Here is a 16812-nt window from a genome sequence, read left to right on the forward strand (position 1 = left end):
CGCAGCCGTGCCTGGCGCGGACTGGCGGCAGAACCGATGAAAAAAAGTGGGATTTGGAGCGCGTCTCTGAACCGAAACGGTGGTCGACTCATACGAACGTATGAGCCGGATCGTGCCTGGGCCGGGGCGGCCCGCCTTCGACGATGACAGCCTGCAGCCGGGTTCGCTCAGGCGCGCGTGCCGCGCGCCGCTACCGTCGCATTGCTTTGCGGCGGCTTGACGCCAAGCGCTTCGGCTTTCAGCACGAAGTCCGCCAGCGAACGCGCGCCCATCTTGCGCATGGCCTGTCCACGGTGAATCTTGACGGTGATTTCGCTCAGATTCATTTCGCCGGCAATCTGCTTGTTCATGAGGCCGGCAGCGACAAAGGCCATCACTTCGCGCTCGCGCGCCGTCAGCGAATCGTAGCAACGACGCAAATCGCCGACGACACGGCTGACTTCGCGCCGCTCTTCGTCTCTCGCGAGCGCATGCGTGACAGCGTCCAGCATGTCCTGATCGCGAAACGGCTTGGCCAGAAAATCCGTCGCGCCCGCCTTCATGGCCTTGACGGTCATCGCAATGTCGCCGTGCGCCGTCATGAAGACGATCGGCAAGCCCAGCTGGCTCTCGGCAATCTGTTCCTGGACGGCGAGTCCGCTTTGCCCTTTGAGGCGGACATCGAGAATCAGGCAGCTCGGCACGTCGGGCATGTCATAGGCGAGAAACTCCTGCGCGGTGCCGAAAGTGGCAACGGCCAGCCCCACCGAACGCAACAACATGCTGACGGCCTCGCGCATCGATTCGTCGTCATCCACGACATAGACCATGGTGGTGAGCGCCGCGTTTTTATCGTCCTGGCTCGTAGTGCTACTGCTCATGACATCTCCCTTCATCGACTGGCAGGATGAACTGCAGCATCGCGCCGCCTGTTTCCGGCGATTCGGCCCAGATACGGCCACCGTGGGCCTCCACGATGGAGCGGCAGATCGACAGACCCATCCCCATCCCCTCGGCCTTGGTCGTAAAAAACGTACTGAAGAGCCGGTCCGCATTCTCTTCGCCGATGCCCGTGCCCGAGTCCTGCACGACGACCTGCGCATGCTCCGGGTCGGCCAGACGCGTGGCGAGACGCAGCTTGCGCGCGCCGCCGACGTCGGCCATTGCCTGCACGCTATTCATCAGCAGGTTGACCAGCACCTGCTGCAATTGCACCCGGTCGCAACATACGATGGCCGACGGCTCGTCGAGTTCCAGTTGCAACTCCACCCGATGACGTTCGAACTCGCGCCGCATCAGCTCCACCGATTCGCTGACGATCCCATTGAGATCCACCGAAGTCGGACTACGGTCACGCTTTTTCGCCATTGCGCGGATGCGCTGGATGATTTCACTGGCGCGCTTCGCGTCGCGAATCATTTGCGTGACCGACTGCTCCACTTCCCCGAGTTCGGGCGTGGGACGATTCAGCCAGCGCAACGCCGCGCCGCCGCAAGCCGCCACGGCGGCGATCGGCTGCGTCACCTCGTGCGCAATCGACGCGGCGAGTTCTCCGAGCAGGGTAACGCGCGTCACGTGCGCGAGTTCGGCGCTCGAACGCGCGAGCGCTTCCTGGGCAAGCTTTGTTTCGGTAATGTCCATTAGCGCGCCGACGTATTCGGAGCCGCCGGATCGCGGCGTATTCAGATGGGCGACATAGTGAACATATTTGACGCTACCGTCCGGCATTGCAAGGCGGTGTTCCACGTCGACCAGCCCGGCCCCGCCATTTCCCTGTTCAAACGCGCCACGCACCAGCGCGCGATCGTCGGGATGCGTACGCGCGAGAATTGCCTCGATCGAAGGCTCGACTTCGGGCGGGTAATCGAAAATCCGGTAGGCCTCGTCCGACCACCACATCGACGACTCATCGGCAAAGTGGGTGGCGATACTGCCGGTACGGCTCAGACGCTGCGCATCCAGCAGAAACGCCTCGCTGCGTTCGAGCGCCTGCTCGGCCTGCTTGCGCTCCTCGATATCGGTATTCACGCCGTACCAGCGCAAGATCATGCCGGCCTCGTCGCGTAACGGTTCCGCACCGAGGTGCATCCAGCGATAGACGCCTGGGCGCGTGCGGATACGCGAGACGTTCTCGAACGATGTCCCCGCCGCGATCGCCGTTTGCCAGTCGCGCTGCATCTGCGGCAGATCGGCCGGATGCACGATCGCCGACCAGACATCGGTGCCGTTCTCGCCCTCTTCGAGCGTCACGCCCATATCGTTCCAGCGGCGATTGATGAAGGTGAGCCTGCCGTCGCCCGAACAACTCCAGACCATGCCGGGGATCGCGTCGATGGTCGCGCGCAGTTCTTCCTGCTGACGCTGAAGCTTGGCCTCCATCTCCTTGCGCTTCGTGATGTCGTTATTGGTGGCCAGCACCGCGCGCGGCGCGCCGGTGGCGTCGCGCCATAGCGCCGAACGGCTCGAAATCACCACGACGCTGCCGTCGTGCCGCACTCGCTGCAATTCGCCATGCCAGCGGTTGGTGCGCAGCAGTTCGTCGCGAATCTGTTCGACCGGCACCGCCGACGAGGTCTGCGTCAGCGTATGAATGGATTTGCCGAGCGCCTGTTGCGCCGTCCAGCCGTATAGGGCCTGGGCACCGTGATTCCAGAATGTGATGCGGTCGTTCATGTCGTGCACGACGATGGCGTCGTGCGCGAGATTGAGGAGTTCGACCTGCTCCTGCAGCGTCGTGGTGGCGGCCTGGTTGCGCAGACTCAGAAAGGAGGTGGTGCCGATCGCCACCAGACTGACCAGGCAGCGCGCAATCGCACCGCTCGTATAGCCCGAGTCGTGCGACATCGCGAAGCCGAGCAAGGTCAGCGCCACACATCCCAGCGCGGCGGCGAGGGTGGCCTGGCGATTATTGGTCGAGGCGACCAGCAGCACCACCACCACGTAGAACACGGCGACTGCGATATCGAGCGGCGTCAGCGCGTCGATGCCGAACACGACCAGCGCAATGACGGCGGCGAGCGTCGTCACGAGACTCGAGTCGCGGTTCGCGATGGGCAGGGCGCGCGGGAACGTTTTCATGACGGCCGGATTAATGCACGACCGAACGAAAAGCGGACATGACGGGACGCAAAGGCGTGGACATAAGGCTTTCGACACAGGCGTGGGTGAGCAAATACCGGTAGCCTGCCGCCAGGAAAACAGCCGGGTTGGCTGTCCGGACACATGACACTCAGACCTACCGGTGACCGATAGCTTTCAATCTGATTTGCATCATGCGCGAGCCCGCGTCGATGGTGGTACTTATTTTTCCTTAAACCTTCAAAAAAACCGGCCCTGCCCGCACCCCGGCGAACAACCCCCGGTGGGCCTGACCACGGGGGTTCCGGGGAAGCCGGCGGCCTTAATGGTGGCCGTAGTCCTTACGTGCGATGGGAACGGTGCGCACCTTCGTGTACTGGAACACCGGCATCGCCTTGACCACGTCGCGCGTGGCGCCGGCCCAGACGAGCTTGCCGTCCACATAGTCCAGTTGCGACATGGGAATCGCCACGTCGTGCTGGGACACGCCCAGGAACTGGTGCGCCGCCACGATAGCGAACGAAACGGCGTTATCCGGCGCGATGATGATGTCGTGCAACACGCCGACCTTCTCGCCGTTGTCGTTGTAGATGGTCTTGCCCAGCAGACTTTTCTTGGTGCTCCAGCCTTCCACGATCAGTTGCGCCTGCTCCACGCTGACGCCGATGGTCTGCGCGCCGGCAACCTGCGCGCTCGCGGATTGGCCCATTGCGCCCAAGGTCGAGGCGGCCAGAAATACGAGTGCCCACTTCAGCTTCATGATTTTTACTCCAGAGAATGAATCGATTAAAAATGCCCGTTTGCAAGCCGGGGACGGCGCCGCGCCGCGGCTGCCCCAGGTCGCGCTGACCCACACTTTGCACGCATCGCAGCGAGTCCGTTTTCCAATTCGCACGATGACGTCAAGGTTCGCCGCGCGGCTGCAGCGTCACCGTGCAGGTCATGCCCATGGCGAGCTTCAGTCCGGCCGGAATCTGGTCCAGATGCACCCGCACCGGCACGCGCTGGGCAAGCCGCACCCACGTGAAAATCGGGTTGACGTCCGCGAGGAGGTCGCCGCCGGTCGGGTTGTCGCGGTCCGCGATTCCGCTCGCAAGACTTTCGACATGGCCCACGATGTCCTTGCCGCCCGACAAGAGCCGCACCACCGCCCGGTCGCCCACCTGCACGTTGGGCAGCTTGGTTTCCTCGAAATAGCCGTAGACCCAGAACGAATGGGAGTCGATGAGCGCCATGCGCGCCGTACCGGCCGTGGCGAAGTCGCCGGGATAGAGGTTCAGATTGGTGATGAAGCCGTCGGACGGCGCGCGCACCTCGCTGCGCGCCAGGTTCAGCGCCGCCGTCTGCTGCGCGACCACGGCGGCTTTGTAGGCCGCTTCGGCCGCGCTATAGGCGGCCTGGTCGGCGGCATACGACGCGGCCGACTGCCTGGCGAGCGAGGCCGAATCGGCGCGGCTTTCGTCGGAGATCACGTCGCCGGCCAGGTTGGCGCGGCGCGCGGCCTGGGCGCGCTTCATGGCGAAGCCCGACTCGCTGCCGGCCATCTGCGCTTTGGCTTGCGCCACCTGCGCCTGGGCTCGCAGCAGATCGGCGTCGGCTTGCGCGAGGGCGTAGTGGAAGCGCGCCGGATCGAGCACGAACAGAATGTCGCCCTTGCGCACCAGCTGGTTGTCCTTCACGCGCACGTCGGCGACCAGACCGGAGACGTCGGTGGCGACCTGCACCACGTTCGCCCGCACCCGGCCGTCGCGGGTCCAGGGCGAAAACATGTAGTCGACCCATAACAGGCGAACCAGCGCGATCGCCACCACCAGAAGGGTAAGCGTGAAGACTGCGCGCAGGATGGATTGCTTGGTCATCGTCATTTAACGGGGTTGGCGGTCAGTGAATTCAGGAGTGCGGGTTTGGCGCGCGCGTCATTGCCAGAAAAGCAGCGAGGCGCCGCTGAACATCGCCGCGAACAACGCAACGCGAAACAGGCCAGGGTGCCAGGTCAGTCGATAGAAATCGAGTCTCGCGAGGATCAGGTCCAGTACGACGAACACCACCACGCACTCCGCCAGGATCGGCAGCAGGCCGGGCACGAGCAGCGAAAACAGATCAATTTCGCGCGGCATCCGCTGCTCCTGGTCGTGCTCCCGGTGTTGCTCCTTGCGATGCCCGTTCGGAAATCCGCTCGGCCTGGTCAGGCGCAAATCCGCCGCCCAGTTCCTTCATCAGGAGCGCCCAGGCGTCGAGACGCTCGGCCTGGATGCCCGCGAGGCTCTCCTCCTGCTGCAACTGAACGTTCTGGGCCGCCAGCACGTTGAGGAATTCGGTGATGCCGCTGCGATAGCCGGTGTCGGCCAGCCGGAACGAGTTGCGCGACGACGCCAGCGTGCTTTCGACCGACGCCTGCTGCTGGTCGAGCGAGCGCAACGACACCACCTGCACGGCGACCGCCTGCATGGCGCCGATGACGCTCTGGTTGTAGGCATCGACCGCTGCATCGCGCGACGCCACGGCCACGCCGTACTGGCCGCGCCGCCGGCCGCCATCGAAGATCGGCAGCGAGATCGCCGCGCCGACGCCGTGGCCGACGCCGTCGCTGTTCAGAAAATTGAAAAAGCCGCCGAAGGTCGCCGCCGAGCCTAGCGACGCGGTCGCGACCAGGTTGATGTCCGGATAGAAATCGGCGTGCGCGGCCGCGATGCCTTTATCCGCACCCAGCACCCGCCAACGCGCCGCCACCACGTCCGGTCGATGCCCGATCAGTTCGGCTGGCAACGACGCCGGCAGCGCCACCGGCACGCTCAGCGCAAGCCCGGGACGGCGCAGTGCATCACCATAGCCCGGCCCCTTGCCGGCCAAACCGGCAATCTCGATGCGGGTCAGCGCCAGTTGCTGCTGCGCCTGCTGAACCCGCGTGGTGCTCGTCTGGAACTCGGTCGACGCCTGACTGACCTCCAGCTGGCTGCCGACCCCCGCGCGCCAACGGCGGGTCGCGATGTCGAGCGTGTGCTGCTGCTCCTGCTGAACCGCGCGATACACGTCGAGCAGCGCATATTGCAGCGACAGATGCACGTAGCTGCGCACCATGGCGGTTTGCAGTTCGACTTGCGCGAAGCGCGCGTCCGCAGCGGCGGCCTGCACGTTGTCGAGCGCACCTTCGCGGATCGCGCGCGTCTTGCCCCATAAATCCAGATCGAACGAGAGGTCCGCCTGCACGCTGTTGCTCCACACCGTGGTGCCGCCCGGCGGCGCCGGCGTCGTATAGCGGGCGTAACGGCGGCGCTCGAAACTGCCGCCGGCATCGAGTTGCGGCAGCAGACCCGCACCGGCGATCTGGGCCTGATAGCGGGCCGCCTCGGCCCGTTCTTCGACCGTGCGCAAGCCGGGGTTGTCGGCGGTGGCGTCCTGCACCAGCGAGTCGAGTTGCGGATCGTGCCACTGCTGCCACCAGTGGTCGGTGGGCCAGTTCGCGTCAGGCTGGGTGGCGCGCAAGGCGGTGCCCGGATCGAGCGACGCCGGGTCGAGCATCGACTCGTGCGAATGGACGCCGCCACTGTCGATACAGCCGCCCAGCAGCCACGCCGAGGCGAGCGCGGCCAGCAGCGGACGGCATGCGGCATACGCCGAAACACGGCGTGTTTTCCAGTCTGAAAAGCGATGCCGTGTCATGCTGCGTTCCCCGCCGTGCGCCACAGCGACAAGGTGCCGTCCTGCAGCGTCAGCTCCGTGATGTGCAGGAGCGCACGCATCCGGCAGCGCGTGAGCATCGTCGCGTCGACCGTGATGTTCTGCGCGAGCGACAACACGTCGAGCGCCTGCTGGGTCGCCGCCAATGCGATGTCGGCCGACTTCTGCGTGGACTCGGCGAACACGTTGGCGAGCGCCGCCAGCCACGCCTGCTGCGCGCCGGCCCATGCGGGCGGCAGCGCGGCGCCGAGCTGTTCGGTGTCGAGCCGCACCTGGATCATCGCCCGTCCGATTTCGAGCGCCGCGAACGCCCAGCCGATCAGATGATTGCGATCCACGTGCGCGTCCGTCGGCGCCGCCGCGATTTCGATGATGAAATCGCGCAGGCTCAATTCGAAGCTGAACAGCAGATCGTCGAGGTCGCCGTCGCGCGCGCCGTTGGCGACCAGCGCGCGGACCTGCTTCAGATACTGCGCGGTGACCCAGTCGCCCGCGCGCGGCACGATCACCGAGAACGCCACGGCGGCCGTAGCGATGCCGCACAGCAAGGCAAAGCCGGTGTCGAGATAGGCGCTCGGGTTATAGACGGCAGGATTGGCAATGCTGACGATAAAGCAGAAATAGATGCTGAAACCAAGTCCGAGAATCCCCGTTTTGGGGAACGTGTTGAGGTAGCTTCCCACCATCACGAAGATCGCAATCGACAGCGCGATCAACTCGAACGTATCCAGACGCGGCAACAAAAAGAAATTGAAGCCGAAGCCGGCGAGCCAGCCGAGCAGACACCCCACGAAAATCTGCCAGCTCGCGACGGTGGGGTTGGGGGCGAGCGCGAACAGCGCACTGGTGATCGCCACCGCGACGATTGCGCTCGAGCCGCCCACCCAGCCCGACGACAGCCACGCCGCGCCCACCAGCAGGATCGCCACGAAAGCGCGGACGCCGGCGATCAGGGCGGCGATGCGATTGGCCGTCGCGCGGGTGCGGCCGAGGCGACTGACAGCCTCGATCACCGAGCGCGACCACGAGCGCCGATCGTTCGTGCGTATTTCGACGTAGCTGCGGCACAGCACGCGCAGGTCGGCGATCGAGAAAAACAGCGCGGCCCCCGCGGTCGCGACGAACTGACGTTGATGAGGCGACAGGTCCGCCACCGATTCGAGCAGCGTGCCGAGATGCGCCGGCAGCGCCGTCTCGAACGTCTGAAGGCGGCCGCACAAAGCCTCGACCTGTTCCAGCGTGACGATCTGCGGCTGCACGGGGTCCGGCACGATGGCGAGCAGGCTGTCGATCAGTTCTTCGACGGCCGCGAACGCGCGGGGCTCGGCGTTGGCGGCGGCACGCGTTTTCAACTGATGCAGCGCGTGAATCCACGCCACCGTGTCGAGAAAACTCCGGTCGAGATCGAGAAACACAGGGTTGTGCAAGCGAATCGACGGGTCCTCGAACATCGCGCCGCTGCGCAGGCTTTCAATCCCGGCCCGTTCGGCGATCAGTTCGACGAAGGTCTTGAAGCCCGCGCCGGCGGGCGTGCGTTGCAGGACTGTATGGAGCGCCTCGAGCAGATCGGTGAAATTGCGGCTGCCCGACGCATACAGCGCCGGCGCGACCCGCTTCGGAAATACCAGCGCGCTCACCAGGCAGGCGCAGACCACGCCGATCACGACTTCGCTCACCGTGTACACGACGTTGTCGAACACGCCATACGGATTGGACCAGGCCGGCATGGCCGTAATCGCCGTGCCGTAACCGGTCAGCACGAAACCATACGATTGAAAGTTGCGGTAGTACGAAGCGCCGAACACACACGCGCCGATCCACGCCGCCAGCGCCAGGAAGAACAGCAGCGGCTGCTGCGGAAACAGCGCGATGATGACGAGCCCGGCGAAACTGCCGCACACCATGCCCAGCCCGCGATAGAACCCGCGCGCGATGACCATGCCGCTTTGCTGATGCATCATCACGATGACGCACGACACCATCGCGGTGCCCGGCGTACGAAGCTCCAGCCGCATGCAGAGACCCATCGCGAGCGTGACCGCCGCCGCAACCTTCGCGATGTGCAAAAAGCGCGGTCCGTCCGCGTTCCAGTACGTCGTCAATTCGTCCCGCCATCGCGGAAGGGCGGCGCTGTCCGGTTGCAAGTTCATAGGGGCTCGTGGGGGCGTGGCCATCAATCGGGGCGGTGGCGCATGGCGCCAGGTCGCGCTACGCAGGACCGTCTCACGCTTCCAGATTGCGATAACCACGCTGGGGGCTTTTGCGTAAACGCACTGTTTTTCCAGATGTGACGCGCAACGCGAAAGCGGCCGGTTCCCCGGCCGCTTTCTTGCTGGCTTCTTCCCCGCGTCCGACTAGCGCAGATTGGTGCGCGCCAGTTCGACGATCTCGTCGCCGCGCCCGTTCAGAATCGCGCGCATCATGTAGAGACTGAAGCCCTTGGCCTGGGCAAGCTCGATGGTCGGCGGCATCGCGAGTTCATGTTTGGACACGACCACGTCGACCAGCGCCGGTCCGGCATGGTCGAACGCCTCCTTCAGCGCGCCCGCCACGTCTTCCGACTCTTCGACCCGGATGCTGAAAATGCCCGCACCCTTTGCAATCGCCGCAAAGTCGGTCTTGCTGAGGTCGACGTTGGTGTCGAGATAACCGCTCGCTTTCAATTCCATTGACACGAAGCCGAGCAGGCTGTTGTTGAACACCACCACCTTGATCGGCAGGTCGAGTTGACGCGCGGTGAGCAGATCGCCGAGCAGCATCGAGAGGCCGCCGTCGCCCGATAGCGACACCACCTGGCGTCCCGGCTGCGCGCCCTGTGCGCCGAGCGCCTGCGGCATGGCGTTGGCCATCGAGCCGTGATTGAACGAGCCGTGCAGCTGGCGCTTGCCGTTCATCGTCAGATAGCGGGCCGCCCATACGGTGGGCGTGCCGACGTCGGCGGTGAAGATGGCGTCTTCGCTGGCCGCCTCGTCGATCATTTTCGCGAGGTACTGCGGATGAATCGGCCGGCCCGCGCCGGCCGGCGTAGCGAGGTCGTCCAGTCCTTTGCGTGCCGACACGTAGTGCTTGCGCGCGTTGTCGATGAAACCACGGTCCGTTTTGCGCTGCAGCTTCGGCAAGGTGGCGGCAACGGTTTCTTTCACTGTGCCGACGAGGCCCAGTGCCAAGGGTGCCCGGTGGCCGAGTTGCGAGCCCTTCCAGTCGATCTGGATGATCCTGGCGTCGGCCGGATAAAACGGCCGGTACGGGAAGTCGCAGCCGAGCAGGAGCAGCGTGTCACACGACATCATCGCGTGATAGCCGGAGCTGAAACCGATCAGCCCCGTCATGCCGACGTCGTAAGGATTGTCGTATTCGATGAACTGCTTGCCGCGCAGTGCATGGACGATCGGTGCGCCCAGCACGTCGGCAAGCGCGACCACTTCGTCGTGCGCGCCCTGTACGCCGCTGCCGCACATGATCGTGACCGCCTCGGAGCCGTTCAGCATCGCGGCGAGCCGGTCGAGATCGGCCTCCGCCGGCAGGATTCGCGGCGGCGCGCTGTCGAACCACGACGGCGCTTCCGCCGGTCCCTCGCTCAGCGCCACGTCGCCCGGCAATACGATCACGGCCACGCCGCGTTCTTCGACCGCGGTGCGCATGGCGCGCGCCAGCACGCGAGGGAACTGTGACGCGGACGAGACCACCTCCACGTAATGGCTGCACTCCTTGAACAACTCCTGCGGATGCGTTTCCTGGAAGTAGCCGAGGCCGATTTCCGTGGACGGAATATGCGCGGCGATGGCCAGCACCGGCTGATGATTGCGATGGCAATCGAACAGGCCGTTGATCAGATGCAGGTTGCCCGGTCCGCAACTGCCCGCGCATACCGCCAGGCGTCCGGTCGTGGCCGCGTCCGCGCCGGCCGCGAAAGCGGCGGCTTCTTCGTGGCGCGTGTGCATCCAGCGAATTTCGCCGGCCTGCGCCAGACTGTAGGCGAGCCCGTTCAGACTGTCGCCCGTCACGCCCCAGATCCGTTCGACGCCCGCGGCAGCGAGCGTACCTGCGAGGTATCCGGCAATGGTGTTGCTGGCCATGCTTGACTCCTTTTCGGAAGATGAAGATCGGCCGGGCGCCGACGAACCGGAAACGCGTCCGGACTGACCGGTATGCACCGTCGCCACCAGGTGGCGCGGCGTGTACTGCCTCACTTCGCTCAGACTATTGAAGTAGCGAGGAAATGTCCTGAATTCGGCCTGAAAACTACTTAATGAACTTGACAGGCACGCAAGTATCGCCAAGGGGCATCATGCCGGAAGAAGTGCCGCAGGCGCGCTCGAGCAAGTCGCGCGCCGCTTTGTAATCTTCCCAGTCGAGCCCCTCTCCCAGTCTGGAACAAGCGGATTTCACCAATTGCGCGGCCTCCTCGCTGCGGCCTTGTCCATGCCAGAGCCGCCCCAGGCTGGTCGCCGCCCGCAGTTGCAACGAGCGGTTGCCTTGCACGAGCGAATCTTCCAGGGCAGCCAGCAGACAGGCCTCCGCATCGCGGGCTAGCGCACTCTGAGAGGCGGCGGTGCTTTGATCCATGAGCAACAACTCGCCGTGAATGCGCCGCAGCTCGCCGACATACCAATGATCGCCGGTTTCGTCACAACGGCCGAGCGCGGCGACCACGGCCGCTATACCCTGCTCGCGCTGGCCTGCATGGCCGAGCGCGAGACAGTATTGACCGACCAGCAGGGCACGGGGCGCCCCGAATTCGAGCGACTCCAGGTCGTCCAGCGCAGCACGGAAGCCGGTCAGTCGCGGCGCGTCGCCCGTGTCTTGCGAGCGCAGATACTCATCGAAACAACGCGCACACACCTGCGCCACGTTCAGGCCGGCGCGCGCCGACACATCGTGCAGCAAGGCAATCGCCCCGGCTGCCAGCGCGCGTTTGTCCGACAGCAGGAGCAGCGGAATCAGCGCTTCCACCAGCACATAACTCGCGACAATCGCCGGCTGTTGATGGCATGCCTCAGCCGCGCAGTCCTGCGCCATCTGCAAGGCCTGATCGCGACAGCCCTGCAACCAGAGCACTCGCGCGAGCGTCGCTCGTCCGACGATGCGCTGATCGACGGACTGGCCGAGCGGCAGCCGGTGCTGAAGATTTTCCGAGTGCACCAGCAGTTGTTCCAGCGAAGCGCGGGCTCGTTGCTGATCTCCCGCGTAATGCGATGCAATGCCCAGCAGCCGGTAGCCGAGGACCGCGCCGCTCGCATCGTCCATCTCCGAGGCAAGCGAGGCGAAGCGCCTGGCAAAGGCCAGTGCGTTACGCGCCGCGCCCGACGATTGACTTGCGTTCCACATGCCCCATAACGCGCGCGCTTCGAAGGCATGGTCGCCGAGCGCGATCGCCGAGCCGAGAATCTCCGACCAGATACCGACCGTCTCACGATTCGGTCCGTTCACGTACACGAGCGCGGCGGCCAGCGCCGCCTGCAATTGCATGCGCACCCGCAAACAATGGGTGGAACGCGCGCCCTGCTGCGTGCCGACCACGCTTTCGAGAGCACGTCGTGCCCACGTGCAGCATTCGTCGACCAGCGACAATTCGTAGAGCAGAAAGACCACCTTCACCGCGAGCTTTTCACCCAGCGCTTCGTCACCCTTCGGCGACAACGCCCACGCCAACGCCGCGCGCAAATCGTCGAGCAGTTCGTGCATCCGCAGATGCCAGCCGTCGGAAAAGGAGCGCGCGACGTTCCGGCGATTCGACTCGTCGCGCTCGAGCAGACTGAGAAAATAGCGCGCGTGATGCAGCGTGACGAGACGCCGTTCGCCGTTGTCGTCGAGCCGCTGCATTGCGTAGTCGCGCGTAGTTTCGAGCAGACGGTAGCTCGTGCTGCCACCCTCCATGCGCACCACCACGAGCGATTTTTCCACTAGCCCCATCACTGCCGCGATCACGTCGAGCTCGCGCAATGCGCCATCGCCGACGATAGCGATCGCCGCTTCCATCGTGAAGCCGTTCACAAAAATAGCGAGCCGGCGCAAGGTGGTTCGCTCCGCTTCGTCGAGTAGACCGTGACTCCAGTCGAGCGTCGCTTTGAGCGTCTGGTGACGCGGCAGCGCCGTACGATTGCCGCCGGTCAGCATATTGAAGCGGTCGTCGAGATGATCGGCCAGCGTCTGCACGCCGAGAATCGCCGCGCGCGCCGCCGCCAGTTCGATCGCGAGCGGTATGCCGTCGAGCCGTCGGCAGACCGTCGCCATGAGTTGCACGTTACTTTCGTCTGAAGAGAAACGGGCATCGATTGCCCGTGCCCGTGCGATGAACAGTTCGACCGAACTGCAATTCAACAGCGCGCTACTCGTATCGTCTTTCGCGGGAAGCGCCAGGGACGGTACCCGATAGAGATGCTCGCCCGTCACGCGCAGCGGCTCGCGGCTGGTGGCGAGCACACGCAAATCCTCGCTCACGCCCGACAGGGTTTCGGCGAGTTCGGCGGCGGGACCGAGTATATGTTCGCAGTTGTCGAGCACGAACAGCACACGCCGTCCGCTGAGTTCGTTACTCAGACGCGCGAGCGTCAACGGGCCGCTCGATGGATCGAGCCCGAGGCTCGCGGCGAACGCCGCGAGCACACTGTTCACGTCGGCCGTGGAGGCGAGCGACACCAGATGCACGCCGTCCTCGAATGCGTTCAGCAGACCGCGCGCGACCTCGATGGCCAAGCAGGTTTTGCCGATGCCGCCCGAGCCGACCAGCGTCACATGGTGCGCCAAAGCGAGGGCGAGCGAAACGTCTTCGATTGCTTTGGCGCGGCCGATCAGCGCCGGGTAATGGGCCGGCAGGTTATTCGGCACGCGAGAGCGCGGTGCGAATTCGTCAGGCTCCAGCGCGGGCCGCGGCGGCACCGCAATCGCATCCGGCGCCCCGCCTGACAACAGCCGGTAGCCGCGCCCCGATACTGTCTGAATTAGCCCGCGATTCTCGCCCAGCAGTTTGCGCAGCGCGGACATCTGCACCTGCAAATTGCTGTCGTCGACGACGGTGTCGGGCCAGACTTTCTTGAGCAATTCTTTTTTCGACACCAGTTCGCCATTCGCCGCGATCAGCACGGCCAGCATGTCGAAAGCACGACTGCCGAGACGTACGGGCGCGCTGTCGAGCAGCACTTCCCGAGCGCCGATGTCGACCTCTAGCGGACCTATCCGGATCATCGAACGTAAATCCCGAAAACGCAGTGTATTGAACGAGCGCCGCGCAATCGCGGCCTGGCTTTGCACCCCCGAAGTCTAGAACAGGCACGACGTCGGATGCACGAAAAAGAACCCGACTGATCGTATCAATGCCGTCTCCCGTTCAACCGAACTGCAGTCATCACACTCACCGTACCCGGCCGTCACGCCCTCGCCTAGCCAGACCAGGCTAATCTTTGTATGATGCGTCCCAACACACTGGGTATCCAACTAGCCATGCCGAGAAAAGTACGGACTGACGACACCGCAGCGCGCAGCGAAGTGCACGACATCCCGAAAGGAACCACGCGGCGTCTGGCGCCCGAAGTGCGTGAACGTCAGATTCTCACCAAAGCGATCGACCACTTCGCCACCCACGGTTTCTCCGGCAGCACGCGCGAACTCGCCCGCCAGCTCGGTGTTACGCAGCCCCTGCTCTACCGCTATTTTCCCAGCAAGGAAGCCTTGATCGACCGCGTGTACGAAGAGGTCTATCAATGGGACTCGAGCTGGGAGAACCTGATCAAGGACCGCAGCGTCCCGATTCAGGAACGCATGGTCCGCTTCTACTCGTTGTACGCCGATGTGATTCTGCGACGCGAATGGATCCGCATTTTTATCTTCGCGGGTCTCACACGCGAAGGCATCAATTCGAAGTATCTGTCGCGCCTGCGCGAACGGGTGTTTCTGCCCGTCATGGCGGAAATCCGCTCGGCCTACGATTTGCCGGCCGCCACCAGCCCAAGACAGCGCGAGGTCGACCTCGAACTGATCTGGAGCCTGCACGCGAGCATCTTCTATCTGGGCGTGCGCAAATGGATCTACGGCCTGCCGGTTAGCGACGATGTCGAGGACCATATCGCGCGGCACATCGACGCCTTCCTCAACGGCGTGCCCAAAGCGCTGAAGCAAGGCTCCAAAGAGCCCGCCAAGGCCAGATCGCGAGCGAAATCGGCCGCCTGACAGGGGCCGGCCGCCCGGCCCGCCCGCCGTTTCGCCTCCTGCTGCGCCCCCCTCCAGTCTCCCATCAGGTTCACGTTTTTCAGGGTAAACACCGGCGTCATGCCGCTTTCTCCGTCATCTGCATTCGCCTACAATTTATCTAACGATCACTAATCGATCGATAAATAGCGTTGCAGGAGTTTCAGATGCCCATTTCAAAGCTTGCTCACTACTCGATCCGCACCACCGATCTCGAGAAGTCCTGCCGGTTCTACGAACAGATCCTCGGTCTCAAGCGCGGCTACCGGCCGCCCTTCGACTTTCCCGGCGCCTGGCTCTACAAGGGCGGCGACGAGGCCGACTTCGGCACGGTTCATATCATCGGCGTCGATCCCGACAACCCCGACGGACTCGCCGCTTACCTCGGCGACAAGACCTTGCCCGCCACCGGAACCGGCACCGTCGACCACATCGCGTTTCTCGCCACCGGTGTTGAAGAAATGTGGCGGACCCTGAAGGCCGAAGGCATTGCTTACCGCGACCGCACGGTGCCGAGTCTCGGCTTGCATCAAGTGTTTATCGAAGATCCGTCGGGCGTGACCATCGAACTGAATTTCCCCGCTGAGGAAATCATCCGGCTGGCGGGCACCGCCCTGGCCCAGGTTCAAACCACCGTCGCTGGAGAATAGCCATGACGAAAACTTCTGCACGCTCAAAGGCGATCATCGTCGGCGGTTCGCTAGGCGGCCTGTTCGCGGCCAATCTGCTGGTGCGTAACGGTTGGGATGTCGACGTGTTCGAGCGCGTGCCCGACGAACTCGCCGGCCGCGGCGCCGGCATCGTCACCCACCCCGAGTTGTTCGAGGCAATGGCCGCGGCCGGCATCGACTTCGACGAGTCCATCGGCGTCAAGGTGCAATCGCGCGTCACGTTCGCACAGAACGGCGCGGTCTTGTCGGAGCGCGAGTTGCCCCAGACGCTCACTGCGTGGGGCAAGATGTATCACGTATTGCGCGCCGCGCTGCCCGACGTCCACTATCACGCCGGCGGCTCGGTCGTCGCCGTGCAGGACGGCGCCGATCAGGCCACCGTATCGCTCAGCGACGGCACCGTCGTGCAGGCGGATCTCGTCATCGCGGCGGACGGTTTCAAGTCGGCCATTCGCGAGCAATTCCTCCCTGACGTCAAGCTGCAATACGCGGGTTACGTCGCATGGCGTGGTCTGGTCGACGAAGCCTCGCTGTCGACGCAAACGCGCGCAGCGCTGTTCGAAAAGTTTGCCTTTTGCCTGCCGCCGCGCGAGCAGATTCTCGGCTATCCGGTCGCGGGTCAAGGCAACAGCACGACGCCCGGCGAGCGCCGCTACAACTTCGTCTGGTATCGCGCCACCAGCGAAGACACTCAACTGCCGGATCTGCTGACCGACGAGTCCGGCAAACGCTGGGTCGGCGGTATTCCGCCCACGCTGATTCGCCAGGACGTGCTCGCCGATATGGAAGACGCCGCCCTCACCCTGCTCGCGCCGCAATTCAGCGAGGTCGTGACCCGGGCAACCCTGCCGCTCTTTCAGCCGATTTTCGATCTCGAAGTCCCACAGATGGCATTCGGGCGCGTCGCCCTGCTCGGCGACGCCGCGTTCGTCGCGCGCCCGCATTGCGGCATGGGTGTCACCAAGGCCGCGAGCGACGCCATGGAACTGGTAAAGGCGCTGGGCGCTCACGGCGACGTCAGGCAAGCGCTGGCGCACTACAGCCGCGTGCGCACCCAGGTCGGCGCGGCCATCGTTCAGCACGCACGCCACCTTGGCGCGTACATGCAGGCGCAGCTGAAAGACGAAGTCGACCGTGAAATGGCGGAGCGCTATCGCACGCCCGACGCCGTCATGCGCGAGACCGCCGTGCCCGCACGCTTCTAGCCATTGGCACGCAAACG

General features: G+C 64.4%; 12 protein-coding genes. 3 read left to right on the forward strand and 9 right to left on the reverse strand.

The annotated features are described in order from the left end of the window. Nucleotides 1–167 precede the first annotated feature (167 nt). The 9 genes from FQ705_RS33045 to FQ705_RS33085 all read right to left on the reverse strand — a co-directional run bounded on the left by FQ705_RS33045 (nt 168) and on the right by FQ705_RS33085 (nt 13920). Nucleotides 168–860 carry a response regulator transcription factor gene (locus FQ705_RS33045; protein ID WP_144149127.1) on the reverse strand — a complete coding sequence of 231 codons (693 nt, stop codon included), beginning with the start codon at nt 858–860 and terminating at the stop codon, nt 168–170. Next, nucleotides 850–3057 carry a PAS domain S-box protein gene (locus FQ705_RS33050; RefSeq protein ID WP_144149129.1) on the reverse strand — a complete coding sequence of 736 codons (2208 nt, stop codon included), beginning with the start codon at nt 3055–3057 and terminating at the stop codon, nt 850–852. Before FQ705_RS33050 ends, FQ705_RS33045 begins: the two co-directional genes overlap by 11 nt. A gap of 322 nt (nt 3058–3379) precedes the next feature. Continuing rightward, complete coding sequence (locus FQ705_RS33055; protein WP_144149131.1) at nt 3380–3817, reverse strand: PRC-barrel domain-containing protein; 438 nt, start codon at nt 3815–3817, stop codon at nt 3380–3382. Between the two features lie 142 nt (nt 3818–3959). Next, nucleotides 3960–4916 carry an HlyD family secretion protein gene (locus FQ705_RS33060; protein WP_186308104.1) on the reverse strand — a complete coding sequence of 319 codons (957 nt, stop codon included), beginning with the start codon at nt 4914–4916 and terminating at the stop codon, nt 3960–3962. A gap of 57 nt (nt 4917–4973) precedes the next feature. Next, on the reverse strand, nt 4974–5174 hold the full coding sequence (locus FQ705_RS33065; RefSeq protein WP_144149135.1) for a DUF1656 domain-containing protein: 201 nt from the start codon (nt 5172–5174) through the stop codon (nt 4974–4976). Then, nucleotides 5158–6717: an efflux transporter outer membrane subunit gene (locus FQ705_RS33070; protein ID WP_144149137.1), complete on the reverse strand. Its 1560-nt coding sequence runs from the start codon at nt 6715–6717 to the stop codon at nt 5158–5160. Before FQ705_RS33070 ends, FQ705_RS33065 begins: the two co-directional genes overlap by 17 nt. Then, on the reverse strand, nt 6714–8885 hold the full coding sequence (locus FQ705_RS33075) for an FUSC family protein (protein WP_144149139.1): 2172 nt from the start codon (nt 8883–8885) through the stop codon (nt 6714–6716). Before FQ705_RS33075 ends, FQ705_RS33070 begins: the two co-directional genes overlap by 4 nt. Nucleotides 8886–9089: 204 nt before the next feature. Further along, nucleotides 9090–10811 carry a ubiquinone-dependent pyruvate dehydrogenase gene (poxB, locus tag FQ705_RS33080; RefSeq protein ID WP_144149141.1) on the reverse strand — a complete coding sequence of 574 codons (1722 nt, stop codon included), beginning with the start codon at nt 10809–10811 and terminating at the stop codon, nt 9090–9092. Between the two features lie 166 nt (nt 10812–10977). After that, a complete protein-coding gene (locus tag FQ705_RS33085) occupies nt 10978–13920 on the reverse strand; it encodes an ATP-binding protein (RefSeq protein ID WP_144149143.1) in 2943 nt (980 codons plus the stop codon). A 255-nt stretch (nt 13921–14175) separates the two neighbouring features. Between FQ705_RS33085 and FQ705_RS33090 the strand changes: the two genes are divergently transcribed. From FQ705_RS33090 to FQ705_RS33100, 3 genes are all read left to right on the forward strand, one after another. After that, nucleotides 14176–14901, forward strand: coding sequence for a TetR/AcrR family transcriptional regulator (locus tag FQ705_RS33090; RefSeq protein ID WP_144149145.1), 726 nt, complete (start codon nt 14176–14178; stop codon nt 14899–14901). A 185-nt stretch (nt 14902–15086) separates the two neighbouring features. After that, nucleotides 15087–15569, forward strand: a complete 483-nt coding sequence (locus FQ705_RS33095) for a VOC family protein (RefSeq protein ID WP_144149147.1) — start codon at nt 15087–15089, stop codon at nt 15567–15569. A 2-nt stretch (nt 15570–15571) separates the two neighbouring features. Continuing rightward, the gene (locus tag FQ705_RS33100) at nt 15572–16795 is read left to right on the forward strand and encodes an FAD binding domain-containing protein (protein ID WP_144149149.1); all 1224 of its coding nucleotides are present in this window, start codon (nt 15572–15574) and stop codon (nt 16793–16795) included. Nucleotides 16796–16812 lie beyond the last annotated feature (17 nt).

Source organism: Paraburkholderia sp. BCC1884 (assembly GCF_900996225.1).
Classification (GTDB): Bacteria; Pseudomonadota; Gammaproteobacteria; order Burkholderiales; family Burkholderiaceae; genus Paraburkholderia.